This window comes from Mesorhizobium sp. M0771, from assembly GCF_040320155.1.
Lineage (GTDB): Bacteria > Pseudomonadota > Alphaproteobacteria > Rhizobiales > Rhizobiaceae > Mesorhizobium.
This window is the reverse complement of the sequence record NZ_JAMYPC010000012.1, coordinates 19,764-36,105: the sequence shown is the minus strand read 5'-3', so window position 1 is coordinate 36,105 and position 16,342 is coordinate 19,764. Positions and strand designations below refer to the sequence as shown.

Here is a 16,342-nt window from a genome sequence, read left to right as displayed (position 1 = left end):
GCTTTTTCCGGCCGTTTTCGCGGAAAGTGAAACTGTCGGAATCATAAGCACTTGCCAGCGAATCAACTCTCTGATTCTCTGCCTTAAAGCGTTTCCTGATTTGAGTCGTTCGACGCGTCGACCGCGTTTTCCGTCTGGGGGGCAACCTGCCGGGAGACTCGGACTCAATCTGGTCGCTGAATGCGTGGTTGCGGGCCCGCCGTGAGAGGGATGACGGGATATGAAGAACAAGCATGTGGCTGTCCTCCTGGGCGGATTCTCGTCCGAGCGGCCCGTGTCTCTGTCTTCGGGAAAGGCGTGTGCGGATGCGCTTGAGAATGAAGGCTACCAGGTTACCCGCGTCGATGTTGCGCGCGATGTCGGCGCCGTGCTCACCGAACTCAAGCCCGATGTCGTCTTCAACGCACTGCACGGCCCGTTCGGTGAAGACGGCACCATCCAGGGCATCCTCGAATATCTGGCCATTCCCTACACCCATTCGGGCGTGCTCGCCTCGGCGCTCGCCATGAACAAGGAGCAAGCCAAGAAGGTCGCCAAGGCTGCCGGCATCGCGGTGGCGGAATCGAAGGTTGCCAGCCGCTTTGCCATCCAGAACAAGCATCCGATGAAGCCGCCCTACGTGGTCAAGCCGGTCAATGAAGGCTCAAGCTTCGGCGTCGTCATCGTGCATGAAGGCCAGTCGCATCCGCCGCAGGTCATCGGCTCGTCCGAATGGAAATATGGCGAGACCGTCATGGTCGAGCGCTACATCCATGGGCGCGAGCTGACCTGCGCCGTCATGGGCGACGTGGCGCTCGGCGTCTGCGAGATCATTCCGACCGGCCATTCCTTCTACGACTATGATTCAAAATACGTCGCCGGCGGATCAAAACACGAAATCCCTGCTAAAATTTCATCAAATATTTACCAAAAAATACAGACACTGGCACTCAAGGCACATCTGGCTATCGGCTGCCGGGGCGTTTCCCGATCGGACTTCCGCTATGACGACCGTCACTCCGAAAACGGCGAGATTGTCTGGCTCGAGATCAACACTCAGCCGGGCATGACGCCGACGTCTTTGGTGCCTGAAATCGCCGCCCAGGCCGGGCACTCGTTTGGCGAATTGTTGAGTTGGATGGTGGAGGACGCTTCGTGTCTGCGTTGAAATGGGGACAGGACAAGGGCAGGGGCGGCGCCGGGCCGGCGCTGTTCGGCATGTCGTTGTCGTTTGACCATTTCGTGCTGCCGCGCGTGCTGCGCCGGCCGGTGCGCGTGCTGGCGCGCCTGGGCGGCGGCGACTTCGTCGCGCCGCGCTTTTCCGCGGCCATCCTTTCGGCTTCGCTCATTGCATCGAGCAGCCTCTACGGCGCCATTCTCGGCGGTCATGCCGACGACATCGTCCAGAGCATCACCGCCCGGACCGGCTTTGCCGTCGACCAGATCAAGGTGGTCGGCAACCGCCAGACTTCGGAGATCGACATACTGGACCGGCTCGAGCTCGACGGCTGGACGTCACTGATCGGCTTCGATGCCGAGGCCGCGCGTGAACGTATTGATACCTTGCCCTGGGTCGAGGTGGCGGCGGTGCGCAAGGTCTATCCACATACGCTGGAAGTGCGTGTCGAGGAGCGCGAGCCCTTCGCGCTCTGGCAGCAGGGCGCGGAGCTTTCGGTCATCGAACGCTCTGGCGCGGTGATCGCGCCGTTCTCCGGCGGCAAGCAGGCGCTGCTGCCGCTGATCATCGGCACCGGCGCGCCGGCCAAGGCCCCCGACTTCGTGGCCAAGATCAACAAATTTCCCGAGCTCGCGGCTCGGGTCAAAGGCTATATCCGCATCGGCGAACGGCGCTGGGACCTTAAGCTGGAAAACGGCATCACGATCAAGCTGCCCGAGGATGGCGAGGATCAGGCGATCGCCGATCTGGTTCGGATGGACCACGACAACGGGCTTCTGACGCGGGACATCGCCGCCGTCGACATGCGCATCTCCGATCGCCTGGTGGTGCAGCTGACGCCGGAAGCGGCGACGCAGCGCCAGGCCGCGCTCAATGAAAAGCCGCAAAATCTGAAGCGCAAGTCGGGGACGAAGATATGAGCTGGCTTGGCGGCAACAGCGATGCCTCTTCGCGGCGTTCCGGCACGCTCACCGTGCTGGATGTCGGCTCAAGCAAGGTTTGCTGCGTGGTGGCGAAACTGAAGCCGCGCGAGGACGGCAAGCTGTTGCGCGGCCGCTCGCACCGCATCCAGGTGATCGGCATCGGCCACCAGAAATCGCAAGGCGTGAAGTCGGGCGTGGTCGTCGATCTCGACCGCGCGGAGCACGCCATTCGCCTGTCCGTCGACGCCGCCGAACGCATGGCGGGACTGACCGTGGATTCGCTGATCGTCAACATGACGGCGGGCCGGCTGAAGAGCGAAACCTATTCGGCCACGATCAATCTCGGTGGCCATCAGGCCGACGAAGCCGACATCAAGCGCGTGCTTGCCGCCGGCGCCAAGCAGGCACTCAAGGCCGAACGCGACGTGATCCATTCGCTGCCCGTCGGCTTTTCGCTGGACGCTGAGCGCGGCGTGCGCGATCCGCGCGGCATGGTCGGCGACCAGCTCGGCGTCGACATGCATGTGCTGACGGGCGATGCCGCGCCGCTGCGCAATCTGGAGCTCTGCATCAACCGCTCGCATCTTTCGGTCGAGCGCATGGTGGCGACGCCCTATGCCAGCGGGCTTGCGGCCCTGGTCGACGACGAACTGGAAATGGGTGCGGCCTGCATCGACATGGGCGGCGGCACGACGACCATCTCGGTGTTTTCGGAAGGCAAATTCGTCCACGCCGATGCCATTGCCATCGGCGGCAATCATGTGACGCTCGATATGGCCAAGGGCCTGTCGACCTCGCTCGACGCCGCGGAGCGGCTGAAGGTGATGCATGGTTCGGCGCTGCCTGGCAGTGCCGACGATCGCGACCTGGTCTCGATCCAGCCGATCGGCGAAGACGGCGAGATGCCGCTGCAGATCCCGCGCTCGGTGATGACGCGCGTCATCCGCGCCCGCATCGACGAGACGCTGGAACTGTTGCGCGACCGGCTGAACAAGTCGGGCTACGGCAATGCCGTGGGAAAACGCGTCGTGCTGACCGGCGGCGCCAGCCAGCTTGCGGGTCTCCCCGAGGCGGCGCGCCGCATTCTGGGACGCAATGTGCGCATCGGACGCCCGCTCGGCGTGGCGGGCCTGCCGGAAGCTGCCAAGGGGCCGGCTTTCTCGACGGCGGTCGGGCTGCTGATCTATCCGCAGATGGCGAGCTTCGAGAGCCATCCGGCGAAAGGAATTTCCGGTCTCAGGATGACCGGGACGGGCGGAAAACTGCATCGCATGAGTCAGTGGTTGAGAGACAGTTTCTAATTGACGGGGACAGCCCCATAGGCGGCCGCGGCGGCGAAGCGGCGGGAAAGGCAAAGGACGGAGACAATGACGATCAATCTGCAAAAGCCGGACATCACCGAGCTCAAGCCGCGGATCACCGTATTCGGTGTCGGCGGCGGCGGCGGCAATGCCGTCAACAACATGATCACCGCGGGCTTGCGCGGTGTCGAGTTCGTCGTGGCCAACACCGATGCACAGGCGCTGACCATGTCGAAGGCCGAGCGGCTGATCCAGCTCGGCGCGCATGTCACCGAGGGGCTCGGCGCCGGCTCGCAGCCTGAAGTGGGCCGTGCGGCGGCGGAAGAGTGCATCGATGAGATCATCGATCATCTCTCCAACACCCATATGTGCTTCGTCACCGCCGGTATGGGTGGCGGCACCGGAACCGGTGCGGCTCCCGTGGTTGCCCGCGCGGCGCGCGAACGGGGTATCCTCACCGTCGGCGTCGTCACCAAGCCGTTCCATTTCGAAGGCCAGCGCCGCATGAAGACGGCGGATCTCGGCATCGAGGAGCTGCAGAAATGTGTCGATACCCTGATCGTCATCCCCAACCAGAACCTGTTCCGGCTGGCCAATGACAAGACCACCTTTGCCGACGCCTTCGCCATGGCCGACCAGGTGCTCTACTCCGGTGTTGCCTGCATCACCGACCTGATGGTCAAGGAAGGTCTGATCAATCTCGACTTCGCCGACGTGCGTTCGGTGATGCGCGAAATGGGCAAGGCGATGATGGGCACCGGCGAAGCTTCGGGCGAGGGCCGCGCGATGGCCGCCGCCGAGGCGGCGATCGCCAATCCGTTGCTCGACGAGACCTCGATGAGGGGCGCCAAGGGCCTGCTGATCTCGATCACCGGCGGCCGCGACCTAACCCTGTTCGAAGTCGACGAGGCCGCGACCCGCATCCGCGAGGAAGTCGATCAGGACGCCAACATCATCCTCGGCGCCACCTTCGACGAGGAACTCGAAGGCGTCATCCGCGTCTCGGTGGTCGCCACCGGCATCGACAAATCGGCAGCTGAAATTGCCGCGGCGCCGATCTCGATCCGGGCCGTGCCCCCGCAGCAGAAGCCGGTCAGCCGCCCAGCGGCTCCGGGGGCGGAAGGCCGTCCGGCACCGGTCCAGCAGCAGACCTATGAGCAGCGCGCGGCCGATCCGGTGGCCGAGGCGATCCAGCTTGCCGAGGCCAATGCGGCGGCAATGGCTCGTCCGGCGCCGATGGCCCAGGCGGAAGATTTCCGCCCGCAGAGCAAGATCTTCCAGGCCCCGCCTGCCCAGCCGCAGCCTGTCGTGCAGCAGGTGATGCAACCGGCGCCGATGCGGGAAATGCCGCAGCCGGTGGCTGCCGCACCGCAGCGCATGCCGCGGGTGGAGGATTTTCCGCCTGTGGTGCGGGCCGAGGTGGAAGCCAAGGGCCGTCCGGCCGACCATGAAAACAGCGGGCCGATGGGGCTGCTCAAGCGGCTGACCAACGGGCTGACGCGCCGCGAAGAAGAGCCGGCCCGGTTGCAGCCGGCACAGCCGCGCGAACCGAAACTGCGCCAGGCGGCGCCGGAAATGCGCCGCCTTGCCAGCCAGGATCCGCAGCTTTACGCGCCGCGCCGCGGCCAGCTCGACGATCAGGGCCGGTTGACGCCGCAGACCAGGTCGACCCAGGAAGACGACCAGCTGGAGATACCGGCTTTCCTGCGCCGCCAGGCCAACTGAGCCGTTAACGGTATGTAACACTTGTTAACAGGCAGACGAGAGATTGTCTGCCTGTTAACGTTTAAAGGGGTTTAATAACAAGGCGTTACGATGTGACGCTCAAGGTCTGTCGCGGTTACACAGAGTAAGAAACCGTGATTTGGAGTCTCCCTGACAGACCATTATCTTTGCCGCAGCACTTTCGGTGTGCTGGGATTCGGGGAAGTGGCCCTGCCTGCCGATAAAAAAAGAGCCGCGCCTTTTGGGTTAAAGCGGACTTAGGCGTTTGGGCTATGGGGTTTGTCTTGCAAGACTATCAGACGACACTGAAATCGCGTGCAACGCTGACCGGTACCGGCGTTCACAGCGGCAAACCGGTCACCGTCAATTTCCTCCCTGCGGACGCCGACACCGGCGTGCTCTTCCACCTTTCGAACGGAAGCGAGAGCCGCGAGTTCCGCGCGCTGGTTGCTGAAGTCGGCGCGACCGATCTCTGCACCATGCTCGGCGATCCGGCAGGCGAGCATATCGCCACCGTCGAACATCTGATGGCGACGCTTTTCGGGCTCGGCATCGACAACATCGTCATCGAGATCGACGGTCATGAGGTTCCGATCCTCGATGGCAGTGCGGTGGCGTTCGTGGAAGCCATCGACCAGGCCGGCATCGAGACGCTGGCGGTCAAGCGCCGCTACATCAGGGTGGTCAAGCCCGTCCGCATCGAGAATGGCGCGTCCTGGGCCGAGTTCAGGCCCTATAGCGGCACGCGCTTCGAGGTCGAGATCGATTTCGAAAGCCCGGCGATCGGCCGCCAGCTATTCGCCTCCGACATCAACCCCGACATCTTTCGCCAGGATATCGCGCGCGCCCGCACCTTCGGCTTCATGAAGGATGTCGAGCGGCTGTGGGCGGCCGGCTATGCGCTGGGCTCCTCGCTGGAGAACTCGCTGGTGATCGGCGACGACAACCGGGTGATCAACATGGGCGGCCTGCGCTACCCCAATGAGTTCGCTCGCCACAAGACGATGGACGCGATGGGCGATCTGGCGCTGGCCGGCGCCCGTTTCATCGGTTGTTTCCGCTCCTATCGCGGCGGTCACCGGATGAATGCGGCTGCTTTGCGGCGGCTTCTGTCCGACCGTTCGGCCTTCGAGGTCGTCGAGACCACGCGCCGCGAGCGCGGCCGCACCGCCGAGATGAGCGCCGTCACCGGCCCTGTCTTTGCACCTTGGGTGATCTGATTCTTAACGTATTTCTGGCTTTCTGAACGCTGGCCGGTGTTGCACGGATGCATCACCGGCCGTGAAAGTGCATAGCTTTCCGGGCAACACCAAGCCGCCACAAAAATGTGCGATTGGCTAGACATAGCGTTGCTGGGCAAGGCAGTTATGGTTTATGGCTGCTGCCGTCTGTTAGGCGCATGTCGCTCAAAGGTGGGATCAGTTTTGAGGGAACGCCATGCGAAAGGCATTGAACTAACGCCGAAAGGGCGCAATCCAATCATGTTCTTCAAGCGAGTTGGTCAATCGAAAGCGCCGTATCGGGCTGTTTTCCTGGCGCTTTCGGTGGTTGTGCCATCGCTGTTCCTCTCGGCCTGCATGTCGTCCGAGAAAGACGTCGACCTGTCGACCTATGTCGACCAGACCGAACCGGCCGACGTCCTTTACAATCAAGGCCTTGCCAATCTCAATGCCGGCCGCCTGGATGAGGCGAGCAAGAAGTTCGACGCCGTCGACCGCCAGCACCCCTATTCGGAATTCGCCCGCAAATCGATGGTGATGGGCGCCTTCGCCGACTATCGCGCAGGCCGTTATGACGAAGCAATCGGCTCGGCCAAGCGCTATCTGACGCTTTATCCGTCGACCGACGACGCGGCTTACGCCCAGTATATTATCGGGCTGAGCTACTACAAGCAGATCAAGGACGTCACCCAGGATCAGAAGGAAGCACGCCAGACCGTGCAGACGATGCAGGATCTGGTGACGCGCTGGCCGACGTCGGAATATGTCGACGACGCCAAGGAAAAGATCCGTTTCGCCAACGACCAGCTGGCCGGCAAAGAGATGCAGATCGGCCGCTATTATCTCGAGCGGCGCGAATACATTGCTGCCGTCAAGCGCTTCCGCAACGTGGTCGAGAACTATTCCAACACCCGCCATGTCGAAGAGGCGCTGGCGCGTCTGGCCGAAAGCTACTACGCGATGGGCTTGACCTCGGAAGCGCAAACCGCCGCTGCGGTGCTCGGCACCAATTATCCCGACAGCCAATGGTACAAGGATACCTACAAGCTGTTGCAGAGCAACGGGCTTGAGCCGCGCGAGAATGCCGGATCGTGGATATCCAAGGCCGGCAAGCTGATCACCGGCGCCTGACGCCCGAGCATCGACTGAGGCGGAACGCGCTTTTCGGATTGATCCGACGCTCAAACAAAAAGATAGTGCGGCGCTGCGACTCCATCGGTCGCATGCCGCTTCACAGCGGTTCAGTGGTTTGATTGAGGCGCTGAACCGTCCTAACTTTTTGTTCTACGCAATTCCGGACGGAAAACCGCTACGCACTTTTCCTGGAATTGCTTGAGGTCCGGGTTCTGATGCTTTCCAGACTGTCGATCCGCGATATCGTCCTGATCGAGAAGCTGGATATCGACTTCCAGCCCGGCCTTTCCGTGCTGACCGGTGAAACCGGCGCCGGCAAATCCATCCTTCTCGACGCGCTGTCGCTGGCGCTTGGCGCCCGCGGCGACGCCTCGCTGGTGCGGCACGGTGCTGCCCAGGGCCAGGTCATTGCCGTCTTCGATGTGCCGCGCAACCACCCGGTGCGCGCGCTGCTGGCCGAAAACGCCATCGAGGATGACGGCGACATCATCCTGCGCCGGCTGCAGACCGCGGATGGCCGCACCCGTGTCTTCGTCAACGACCAGCCGTCCAGCGTCACCCTGATGCGCGACATCGGCCACGCGCTGGTCGAGATCCACGGCCAACATGACGAGCGCGCTCTGGTCGATCCCGGCGCCCATCGCGAATTGCTGGACAGTTTTGGCGGCCATCTGGGCGCTGCCCGCGCGACCGGCGAGGCTTGGCGCTATTGGCGCGGCGCCGAGCAGGAGTTTGCCAGGCACCGCGCCAAGGTCGAGGCAGCGGCGCGCGAGGCCGATTATCTCAGGGCCTCGGTGGCGGAACTGGCAAAGCTCGATCCGCAGCCCGGCGAAGAGACACAGCTGGCGGAATTGCGTGCAACGATGATGCGGGCGGAAAAGATCGCCTCGGAAATACACGACGCACAGGATGTGCTGTCAGGCCCGTCCTCGCCGCTGCCGCAACTGGCCAGCCTGTTGAGGCGCCTGCAGCGCAAGGCCAGCGAAGCGCCGGGACTGCTCGAGGATGTGGTGAAGTCGCTGGACGAGGCGATGCTGTCGCTGGATGCGGCGCAATCGGGCGTCGAGGCGGCACTGCGCGCTACCGAATACGACCCGCAGCGGCTGGAGAAGGCGGAGGAGCGGCTGTTTTCGCTGCGTGCGGCCTCACGTAAGCACAGTGTCGCTGTCGACGATCTGGCGCAACTGCGCGACACCATGTTGGCCGACCTTGCCGATCTCGATGCCGGCGAGGGGCGCCTGCATGTCCTGGAAAAGCAGGCCGCGGCGGCGCGCGAGGCCTACGATATCTCCGCAGCCCAGCTGTCCTCGCTTCGCCATGCCGCGGCGGTCGGGCTGACCAAGGCTGTCATGGCCGAGCTGCCAGCGCTGAAGCTCGAACGGGCCGAGTTCATCGTCGAACTGGCCAGCGATGGCGAAAACCGCACGGAAGAGGGCATCGACCAGGTCGAGTTCTGGGTGCGCACCAATCCCGGTACCAGGCCCGGCCCGATGATGAAGGTCGCTTCCGGCGGCGAGCTGTCGCGCTTCCTGCTGGCGCTCAAGGTGGCGCTGGCCGACCGTGGCTCGGCGCCGACATTGGTCTTCGACGAGATCGACACCGGCGTCGGCGGCGCAGTGGCCGATGCGATCGGCCAAAGGCTGGCCAGGCTGTCGAAGCGCGTGCAGGTGCTGTCGGTCACGCATGCTCCGCAAGTGGCGGCACGTGCTGCGACGCATTTCCTGATCTCCAAATCCGGCGGCTCGGACAAGGTTGCCACTGGCATTGCCGAGATGGACCGGGCGGCGCGCCAGGAAGAGATCGCACGCATGCTGGCCGGCGCCACCATCACCGAAGAGGCGCGCGCAGCCGCGGAACGGCTGCTGCGCGAGAATATTGCTGCAGCGTAGTCGTCGCAAGGCTTTCGGACTGAGTCAGGATATGGCTCCATCCCGCTGTTCAGGAATGCTTTTTCCGAAATCCTGATTTATGGTGTCGCGCCACTGTCCAGGGACCGCTGCATGTCTGAAAAACCAGTCGAATCGTTGAGCGAAAGCGAAGCCGCGGATGAGCTCCAGCGGCTGGCCGAGGAGATCGCCGGTCATGACAGGCGCTATCATGCCGAGGACGCGCCGACGATTGCGGACGCGGAATATGACGCGCTGCGGCGGCGCAACCTTGCCATCGAGGAGCGGTTTCCCGGTCTGGTGCGCGAGGATTCGCCCTCGCTGCGGGTCGGCGCCGCGCCGGCGGAAGGCTTTGCCAAGGTGCGCCATGCGGTGCCGATGCTCAGCCTCGCCAAGGCCTACACAGACGAGGACGTCACCGATTTCATCGAGCGTGGCCGGCGCTTCTTCGACCGCGACAAGGATCTCGACATCGCGTTTACTGCCGAGCCGAAGATCGACGGACTGTCGGCGTCGCTGCGCTATGAACGCGGCGTGTTCGTGCAGGGTGCTACGCGCGGCGACGGCGCTGTCGGCGAAGACATCACCGCCAATCTCAGGACCATCGCCGACATCCCCGCCAAGCTCAAAGGATCGGGCTGGCCCGAGACCATCGAGATCCGCGGCGAAGTCTACATGACCTATGCGGAATTCGAGGCACTGAAGGCCCGCTCGGCGGCGGTGGGCGGCCAGGACTATGTCAATCCGCGCAATACGGCAGCGGGCTCCTTGCGACAGAAGGATGCGTCCGTCACCGCCAGCCGCAATCTTAAATTTTTTGCTTATGCCTGGGGCTACACGACAGCGGATCCTGCACCGACCCAATATGATTCGGTGCAGAAATTCGCCGAATGGGGGTTCAAGGTCAGCCCGCTGATGGTGCGGGCGAAGTCGGTCGAGGAGCTGATCGCGCACTACCACAAGATCGAGGAGCTGCGTTCGTCGCTCGGCTACGACATCGACGGTGTCGTCTACAAGGTCGACCAGCTGGAATTGCAGCGTCGCTGGGGCTTTGTCACCGGCGAGCCGCGCTGGGCGGTTGCGCATAAATTCCCGGCCGAACAGGCGATGACGACGGTGCAGAAGATCGACATCCAGGTCGGCCGTACCGGCACGCTGGCGCCGGTGGCGCGGCTGGCGCCGGTCACGGTTGGCGGCGTGGTGGTCGAAAACGTCACGCTGCACAATGAGGACTACATCAAGGGCTTCGACAGCAACGGCCTGCCGATTCGCGACGGCATCGATGTCCGCATCGGTGACACGGTTGTCATACAACGGGCGGGCGATGTCATTCCGCAGATCGTCAGCGTCGTCGTCGACAAGCGGCCGGCTGATGCGGTGCCTTATGAATTCCCGCACATTTGTCCGGTCTGCGGCTCGCCGGCGACGCGCGAAATCAACGAGAAGACCGGCAAGGAGGATTCGCGCCGGCGCTGCACCGGCGAGCTGATCTGCGCCGCGCAGGCCGTGGAGCGGCTGCGTCATTTCGTGTCGCGCGGCGCGCTCGACATCGAGGGGCTGGGCGCCGAGAATATCGACCTGTTCTTCAATTCGGGACTGGTCAAGACCGCCGCCGATATCTTCACCCTCAGGGATCGCCGCCCGGCCGTCACCAGGGCGCTGGCCGAGCGGCGCGAGGAGCAGGCGCGGCTGCGCGAGGCGGCATCGGGCAAGGCGCGCAAGAATGTGCGTGGTGTCGAGGACCGCAATTATGAAGGTCTCGACAAGCTGTTCGCGGCCATCGATTCGCGCCGCGAGCCGGAGCTCGACCGCTTCATCTTCGCACTCGGCATCCGCCATATCGGCGAAACGACGGCGGCCGTGCTTGCCCGGACGTTTTCGACCATCGAGGAGTTGATCCGCGTCGGCAAGGAAACGGCGGCGGCTGAGGATCCGCACAGCGTCTTCCCCTCCATCAACGGCATTGGCGATACAGTGATCGATGCGTTGCGCGATTTCTTCGGCAATGAACGCAATGACGACGTGCTCGACAGACTGCTCGAACAGGTCAAGCCGAAGCCGTATGTCGTCACCGTGTCGACCGACAGCGAGGTTGCCGGCAAGACCATCGTCTTCACCGGCACGCTGGAAAAGATGACACGCTCCGAAGCCAAGGCGATGGCCGAACGGCTCGGCGCCAAGGTGGCGGGTTCGGTGTCGGCGAAGACCGATCTGCTGGTGGCCGGGCCGGGCGCCGGCTCCAAACTGAAGCAGGCCAGCGAACTCGGCGTCGAAGTCATCGACGAGGACACCTGGCTGCAACGGGTCGGCAAGGCGTGATGGCCGGTTCGTTCAAAGGGTTCGGGCAAAAAGCTATACCGTTCCTCAAGGCGCTCGACTTCCACCAGAGCCGCGAATGGTTCCAGGAAAACCGCGCGCTTTACGACAGCGAGTTGCATGAGCCGTTCTGCGATCTGGTCGAGACGCTGACGGAGCGCTTCGCGGCGGCGGGTCTGGGCTTACGCGGAGACCGCAAGAAGTCACTGTTTCGCATCAACCGCGACGTGCGCTTCGCCAAGGACAAGCGGCCCTACAACCAGCATTTGTCGGCCATGCTGTCGCCGGATGGCACCAAGATGGAGCAGGGCGTGTTCTTCGTCTATGTCGGGATCGACCGCTGCTTTGCCGATGTCGCCTGGTGGAATCCGGAGCCGTCCCTGCTGCTGGCGATGCGCAAGGCGATCGTCGCCCGGCCGGCCGAGTTCCGAAAACTGCTTTCAACCCTTAGGAAAAACGGCTTCGAACTCGAAACCGAGGGCCGCATGAAGCGCACGCCGCGCGGCTTCGAGCAGGTCAACGAACCCGATCTTGTCGACGCCATCCGCAACCGGCACTTCTATGTCCAGCACATGATCGATCCGGCTGGAATTCACGCGCCGACGCTGGTCGACGAGCTTGTCGATTTCGCCTTGCGCGCCAAGCCGCTGCTCGACTGGGGCAGGGCGATCCAGGGCACGGCACCGCGGAGCTAAATCAGCCCCGCGCGCTGCACGGCTACATCCGCATTAAAAGCCCACCGTCGACTGCCAGTTCGATGCCGGTGATGTAGCTTGCCGCATCGGAAAGCAGGAAGAGCGTGGCATTGGCCATGTCCTGCGGCGTGCCGATGCGGCCGAGCGGCGCATAATTGGCAACGGCAGCGCGTTTCTCCTCGGTGTCCCAGCGCGCCTGCAGCGGCGTCAACGCCATGCCCGGGCAGATCGAATTGGAGCGGATGCCATCGCCCGCCAACTGCATGGCGAGCGACTTCGACAGCGCACAGACGCCGGCCTTGGAGGCCTGGTAGGCATCCTGCGGGGTCGGGTCGCCGCGATACCACTGGATGGTGGAAAAATGCACCATGGCGCCGCCGCGTCCGCCGGCCCGCATATGCGGAACGACCGCCCGCGCGGTGTGGACGAAGGATTTCAGATTGATGTTGAAGACCTGGTCCCAGACATCAAGGTCCATCTCGAGGGCCGACTTGTCGCGGCCGAACCAGAGCACGCCTGCGACATTGGCGAGATAGTCGATGCCGCCGCGCTCGCGGCCCGCGGCATTGATGGTCTGCTCGACAAAGGCGGCGTCGGTGAGGTCGCCCTGGGCAAAGGTGAGCCGGTCGTCATAGGCGGCAAGCGACGCCGGACGCGGCTTGACGTCGATGGCGGTGACCGAGGCGCCGGCCTCGAGCAGCGCCAGCGAGATCGCCTCGCCCATACCGCCACCGGCGCCGGTGACGACCGCGTGCCTGCCGGTGAAATCATAAGCGATCATCCGAACCCCTCATTTTTTACAACATCAGTTTCGCTGATTTGTTGGCTCAAGCGAATTCGTCTGACTTTTCAAACGCCGGCTCCTACATAGCAGCGCGAGATGGGAATGTGACATGTCGGCAGAGACCTTAAGCGAAAATTCTGTGGCCAGCGACTTCTGGGACGGCGTGCGGCTGTCGATGCCGGTGGTTGTCGCCGCGGCGCCATTTGGGCTGCTGTTCGGCGCCATCGCCGTCGACAACGGCTTTTCCGTTCTCGAAGCTTTTTTAATGAGCGCGCTGATCTTCGGCGGCGCCAGCCAGATGGTAGGCATCGAATTGTTCGGCCAGCATGTCGCGCCATGGCTGGTCGTGCTGTCGATCTTCGCGGTAAACTTCCGCCACGTGCTTTACTCCGCCAGCATCGGCCGGCGAATCGCGCACTGGCCGGTTATCAGCCAAGCGCTGGGCTATTTCGTGCTCACCGATCCGCAGTTCGCGGTGGCCGAGCGCAGGGCCGAAGCCGGCGAGACCGTCGGTTTTGCCTGGTACATGGGCCTTGGCCTGCCGGTCTATGTGTTCTGGGGGATTGAAAGCGCGTTGGGCGCGGTGTTCGGCAAGCTGATCCCCGACACGCATGCGCTGGGCATCGATTTCCTGCTGCCGATCTATTTCCTCGGGCTGGTCATGGGCTTTCGCAACCGGCCGCTGTGGCTGCCGGTGGTGATCGCCAGCGCCGCCGCATCGATCATTGCCTACAAAACTGTGGGCTCGCCCTGGCACGTCTCCATCGGCGCCGTTGCCGGCGTGCTTCTGGCCGTCATCCTGCCGCCGCACCATAGCGGTGTGGAGGCAAAACGATGAGCGCGACCTTGTGGATCATCATTGCCGGCGCGATCGCCACCTATCTCACCCGCGTCGGCGGCCATCTGGTGATCTCGCGCTTCGACCACATCCATCCACGCGTCGAGGCGGGTTTGAATGCCGTGCCGGCCGCAGTGTTGACGACGCTGGTGGCGCCCGCCGCACTTAGCGCCGGACCGGCGGAATGGGCGGCGCTGGTCGTCGCCGCTGTGGTCTCGCTGCGCGGCGGCCTGATGGCGATGTTTCTGGCCGGGGCGGTGGTGCTGGTCCTCGCGCGGCAGTTTGTGGCATAGGGCGCCTGCGCGCGGAACAGTTTCGAACTGTCGGCGCCGCCGCTCATTGCCCTGGCGGGCGTTCGTCACTCGAAAAGCCAAGCAATTGGCTTTTCGTCCGCTTCGCGGACCGCTCCTCACCTCCCCGTATAGTGACGGGGAGAAAGAAGCTCATTTCAGATCTTGGCGTCGTGCGGCAGCGGCGCTGTCGCTTTCTCCAGCCAAGCCAGCGTCTCGCCGTCGAGCATCGGGCCGATCTCGGCCAGCACCCAGGCATGGTAAGTATCCAGCCAGTGCAACTCCTCGCGCGTCAACAGGTCGGTGCGGATCAGCCTGATATCGATCGGCGCCAGCGTCAGCGTCTCGAAACCGTGCATGGCGATGTCGCCGCCCTCCACCTGTTCAGCCGGTGTCACCAGGATCAGGTTCTCGATGCGGATGCCGTAGGAGCCTTCCTTGTAATAGCCGGGCTCGTTGGACAGCATCATGCCGGCCAGCAGCTTTTCGGTGCCGGTGCGGGCGATGCGCTGCGGCCCTTCGTGCACCGCCAGATAGGAGCCGACGCCATGGCCGGTGCCGTGGGCAAAGTCGCAGCCATGCTTCCACAGCGCCATGCGCGCCACCGCGTCGATTTCCGAGCCGCGCGTGCCGGCGGGAAAGCGCAGCGTGGAAATGCCGATCATACCTTTCAGCACCAGTGTGAAGCGCTCGCGCATCTCCTCGGTCGGCTGGCCGATCGGCACCGTGCGGGTGATATCGGTGGTGCCGTCCTGATACTGGGCGCCGGAATCGAGCAGGAACAGCTCGCCCTTTGCCAGCTCGCGGTTGGTGGCGCGCGACACGCGGTAGTGCATGATGGCGCCGTTCGGACCGCTGCCTGAAATGGTGTCGAAGGAGACGTCGCGCAGCGGCATCTGCGTTTCCTCGCCGGTCTGCCGGCGCACCTCCTCCAACTTGGTGACAACGGTTATTTCGTCGAGCGTGCCCGGCTTTTGCCGTTCCAGCCAGCACAGCAGTTTCGCCACGGCCGCCCCGTCTCGGCGGTGCGCGGCGCGGCTGCCGGCGATTTCCGCCTGGTTCTTGGTGGCGCGCGGAATGCGGGCGGGATCGGCCGCTGAAACAAATGCGCCGCCATTGTCCTCGACCAGCATTCTCAGCTTCTCCGCCGCCAGCACCGGGTCGAGCGCGATCTTGGCGCCGCCCTTGGCAAGGGTAACGACCGCCGCCTCGAATTCGCCGGGCTCGTGCAGATCGGCGAGTTGGGTGAGATAGGCGGCGACCGTGCGCGAAAACTTGCGCTGGTCCATGAACAGCTGGTGCTTGCCGTCGGCGGCAGGGATCGCGAAGCCGAGCGCCAGCGGCGTGTGCGGCACGTCACCGCCACGGATGTTGAAGGCCCAGGCGATCGAGGAGGGGTCGGTGAGCACGGCGTGCGTCGCGCCCTCCTTGCCGATTGCCGCCACCAGCCGCGCCAGCTTGTCCTTGGCGAGTTCCCCGGCAAAGCCGATCGGGTGGATTTCGACCGGCGCCACGGGCGGCGCCGGCTGATCCTTCCAGATGATGTCGATCGGGTTCCTGTCGAGCGGCACCAGCGTCGCGCCGGATTGCTCGGCCGAGGTTTTCAGCGCCTTGACCTCAGCGATCGTGTGCAGCCACGGGTCGAAGCCAAGCCTGGCGCCCTTGCCGAGATTGTCCTTGATCCAGGAGGCCGGCGGGTTGTCGACGAGACTCTCGATCGCAAAAATGTCGAGATCGACCTCGTGGCGCACTTGCAAGGTATAGCGGCCATCGACGAACATGAAGGCGCGGTCACGCTGCACAAGTGCTACGCCCGCCGAGCCGCTGAAGCCGGTCAACCATTTCAGCCGCGCCGAGCGATCGGCGACATACTCGCCCTGGTGCTCGTCGGCGCGCGGCACCAGGAAACCGTCGAGGCCATTATCCGCCAGCCATCGCCGCAGCAACGTCACGCGCGGCTTGCCGACGCTGGGGTCGCCTGCGGAATCGAAGGTCTGGAACATGGTATGCCTCCTGTATCGGGCGCGACCGTAGCGCATGACTCGGAAAACCGGAATCGATTTTCGCCAATCGC

13 protein-coding genes are annotated in these 16,342 nt (G+C 63.8%); 11 read left to right on the top strand and 2 right to left on the bottom strand.

Translation table 11 applies throughout. From position 1 onward, the window contains the following. Nucleotides 1–220 precede the first annotated feature (220 nt). The 9 genes from NKI05_RS18910 (at nt 221) to NKI05_RS18870 (ending at nt 12,356) form a co-directional block, all read left to right on the top strand. The gene (locus NKI05_RS18910; RefSeq protein ID WP_023668279.1) at nt 221–1,147 is read left to right on the top strand and encodes a D-alanine--D-alanine ligase; all 927 of its coding nucleotides are present in this window, start codon (nt 221–223) and stop codon (nt 1,145–1,147) included. Then, nucleotides 1,135–2,076: a cell division protein FtsQ/DivIB gene (locus tag NKI05_RS18905; RefSeq protein ID WP_023682134.1), complete on the top strand. Its 942-nt coding sequence runs from the start codon at nt 1,135–1,137 to the stop codon at nt 2,074–2,076. The genes NKI05_RS18910 and NKI05_RS18905 overlap by 13 nt, the downstream gene beginning before the upstream one ends. Next, nucleotides 2,073–3,380 carry a cell division protein FtsA gene (gene ftsA, locus NKI05_RS18900; RefSeq protein ID WP_023688034.1) on the top strand — a complete coding sequence of 436 codons (1,308 nt, stop codon included), beginning with the start codon at nt 2,073–2,075 and terminating at the stop codon, nt 3,378–3,380. The genes NKI05_RS18905 and ftsA overlap by 4 nt, the downstream gene beginning before the upstream one ends. A 66-nt stretch (nt 3,381–3,446) precedes the next feature. Beyond that, entirely contained in the window at nt 3,447–5,105 is a 1,659-nt protein-coding gene (ftsZ, locus tag NKI05_RS18895; RefSeq protein WP_023705548.1) for a cell division protein FtsZ, read from the top strand. Between the two features lie 272 nt (nt 5,106–5,377). After that, complete coding sequence (lpxC, locus tag NKI05_RS18890) at nt 5,378–6,325, top strand: UDP-3-O-acyl-N-acetylglucosamine deacetylase (protein WP_023668283.1); 948 nt, start codon at nt 5,378–5,380, stop codon at nt 6,323–6,325. A 261-nt stretch (nt 6,326–6,586) separates the two neighbouring features. Then, on the top strand, nt 6,587–7,456 hold the full coding sequence (locus tag NKI05_RS18885; protein ID WP_023668284.1) for an outer membrane protein assembly factor BamD: 870 nt from the start codon (nt 6,587–6,589) through the stop codon (nt 7,454–7,456). Nucleotides 7,457–7,674: 218 nt separating this feature from the next. Further along, nucleotides 7,675–9,348 carry a DNA repair protein RecN gene (recN, locus tag NKI05_RS18880; protein WP_023815568.1) on the top strand — a complete coding sequence of 558 codons (1,674 nt, stop codon included), beginning with the start codon at nt 7,675–7,677 and terminating at the stop codon, nt 9,346–9,348. Nucleotides 9,349–9,459: 111 nt separating this feature from the next. Then, nucleotides 9,460–11,664 carry an NAD-dependent DNA ligase LigA gene (ligA, locus tag NKI05_RS18875; protein ID WP_352792897.1) on the top strand — a complete coding sequence of 735 codons (2,205 nt, stop codon included), beginning with the start codon at nt 9,460–9,462 and terminating at the stop codon, nt 11,662–11,664. Beyond that, nucleotides 11,664–12,356, top strand: coding sequence for a DUF2461 domain-containing protein (locus NKI05_RS18870; protein ID WP_023815567.1), 693 nt, complete (start codon nt 11,664–11,666; stop codon nt 12,354–12,356). Before ligA ends, NKI05_RS18870 begins: the two co-directional genes overlap by 1 nt. Nucleotides 12,357–12,378: 22 nt before the next feature. Here NKI05_RS18870 and NKI05_RS18865 read toward each other — a convergent pair whose 3' ends face one another. After that, nucleotides 12,379–13,137 (bottom strand): SDR family NAD(P)-dependent oxidoreductase, encoded by a 759-nt coding sequence (locus tag NKI05_RS18865; protein WP_023815566.1) that lies wholly within the window; start codon nt 13,135–13,137, stop codon nt 12,379–12,381. Nucleotides 13,138–13,249: 112 nt separating this feature from the next. Between NKI05_RS18865 and NKI05_RS18860 the strand changes: the two genes are divergently transcribed. Next, nucleotides 13,250–13,978, top strand: a complete 729-nt coding sequence (locus NKI05_RS18860) for an AzlC family ABC transporter permease (RefSeq protein WP_023741692.1) — start codon at nt 13,250–13,252, stop codon at nt 13,976–13,978. Then, nucleotides 13,975–14,271 (top strand): AzlD family protein, encoded by a 297-nt coding sequence (locus NKI05_RS18855; protein ID WP_023741691.1) that lies wholly within the window; start codon nt 13,975–13,977, stop codon nt 14,269–14,271. Before NKI05_RS18860 ends, NKI05_RS18855 begins: the two co-directional genes overlap by 4 nt. A gap of 155 nt (nt 14,272–14,426) precedes the next feature. On the opposite strand, the gene NKI05_RS18850 is transcribed toward NKI05_RS18855, so the two are convergent. Then, nucleotides 14,427–16,271 (bottom strand): aminopeptidase P family protein, encoded by a 1,845-nt coding sequence (locus tag NKI05_RS18850; protein WP_023753103.1) that lies wholly within the window; start codon nt 16,269–16,271, stop codon nt 14,427–14,429. Nucleotides 16,272–16,342 lie beyond the last annotated feature (71 nt).

Coding starts and splice junctions, on each gene's coding strand:
- NKI05_RS18850 (WP_023753103.1), bottom strand. CDS start 16,271: ATGTTCCAGACCTTCGATTCCGCAGGCGACCCCAGCGTCGGCAAGCCG.
- NKI05_RS18860 (WP_023741692.1), top strand. CDS start 13,250: ATGTCGGCAGAGACCTTAAGCGAAAATTCTGTGGCCAGCGACTTCTGG.
- ftsZ (WP_023705548.1), top strand. CDS start 3,447: ATGACGATCAATCTGCAAAAGCCGGACATCACCGAGCTCAAGCCGCGG.
- NKI05_RS18855 (WP_023741691.1), top strand. CDS start 13,975: ATGAGCGCGACCTTGTGGATCATCATTGCCGGCGCGATCGCCACCTAT.
- lpxC (WP_023668283.1), top strand. CDS start 5,378: ATGGGGTTTGTCTTGCAAGACTATCAGACGACACTGAAATCGCGTGCA.
- NKI05_RS18870 (WP_023815567.1), top strand. CDS start 11,664: ATGGCCGGTTCGTTCAAAGGGTTCGGGCAAAAAGCTATACCGTTCCTC.
- NKI05_RS18910 (WP_023668279.1), top strand. CDS start 221: ATGAAGAACAAGCATGTGGCTGTCCTCCTGGGCGGATTCTCGTCCGAG.
- NKI05_RS18885 (WP_023668284.1), top strand. CDS start 6,587: ATGTTCTTCAAGCGAGTTGGTCAATCGAAAGCGCCGTATCGGGCTGTT.
- recN (WP_023815568.1), top strand. CDS start 7,675: ATGCTTTCCAGACTGTCGATCCGCGATATCGTCCTGATCGAGAAGCTG.
- NKI05_RS18865 (WP_023815566.1), bottom strand. CDS start 13,137: ATGATCGCTTATGATTTCACCGGCAGGCACGCGGTCGTCACCGGCGCC.
- ligA (WP_352792897.1), top strand. CDS start 9,460: ATGTCTGAAAAACCAGTCGAATCGTTGAGCGAAAGCGAAGCCGCGGAT.
- ftsA (WP_023688034.1), top strand. CDS start 2,073: ATGAGCTGGCTTGGCGGCAACAGCGATGCCTCTTCGCGGCGTTCCGGC.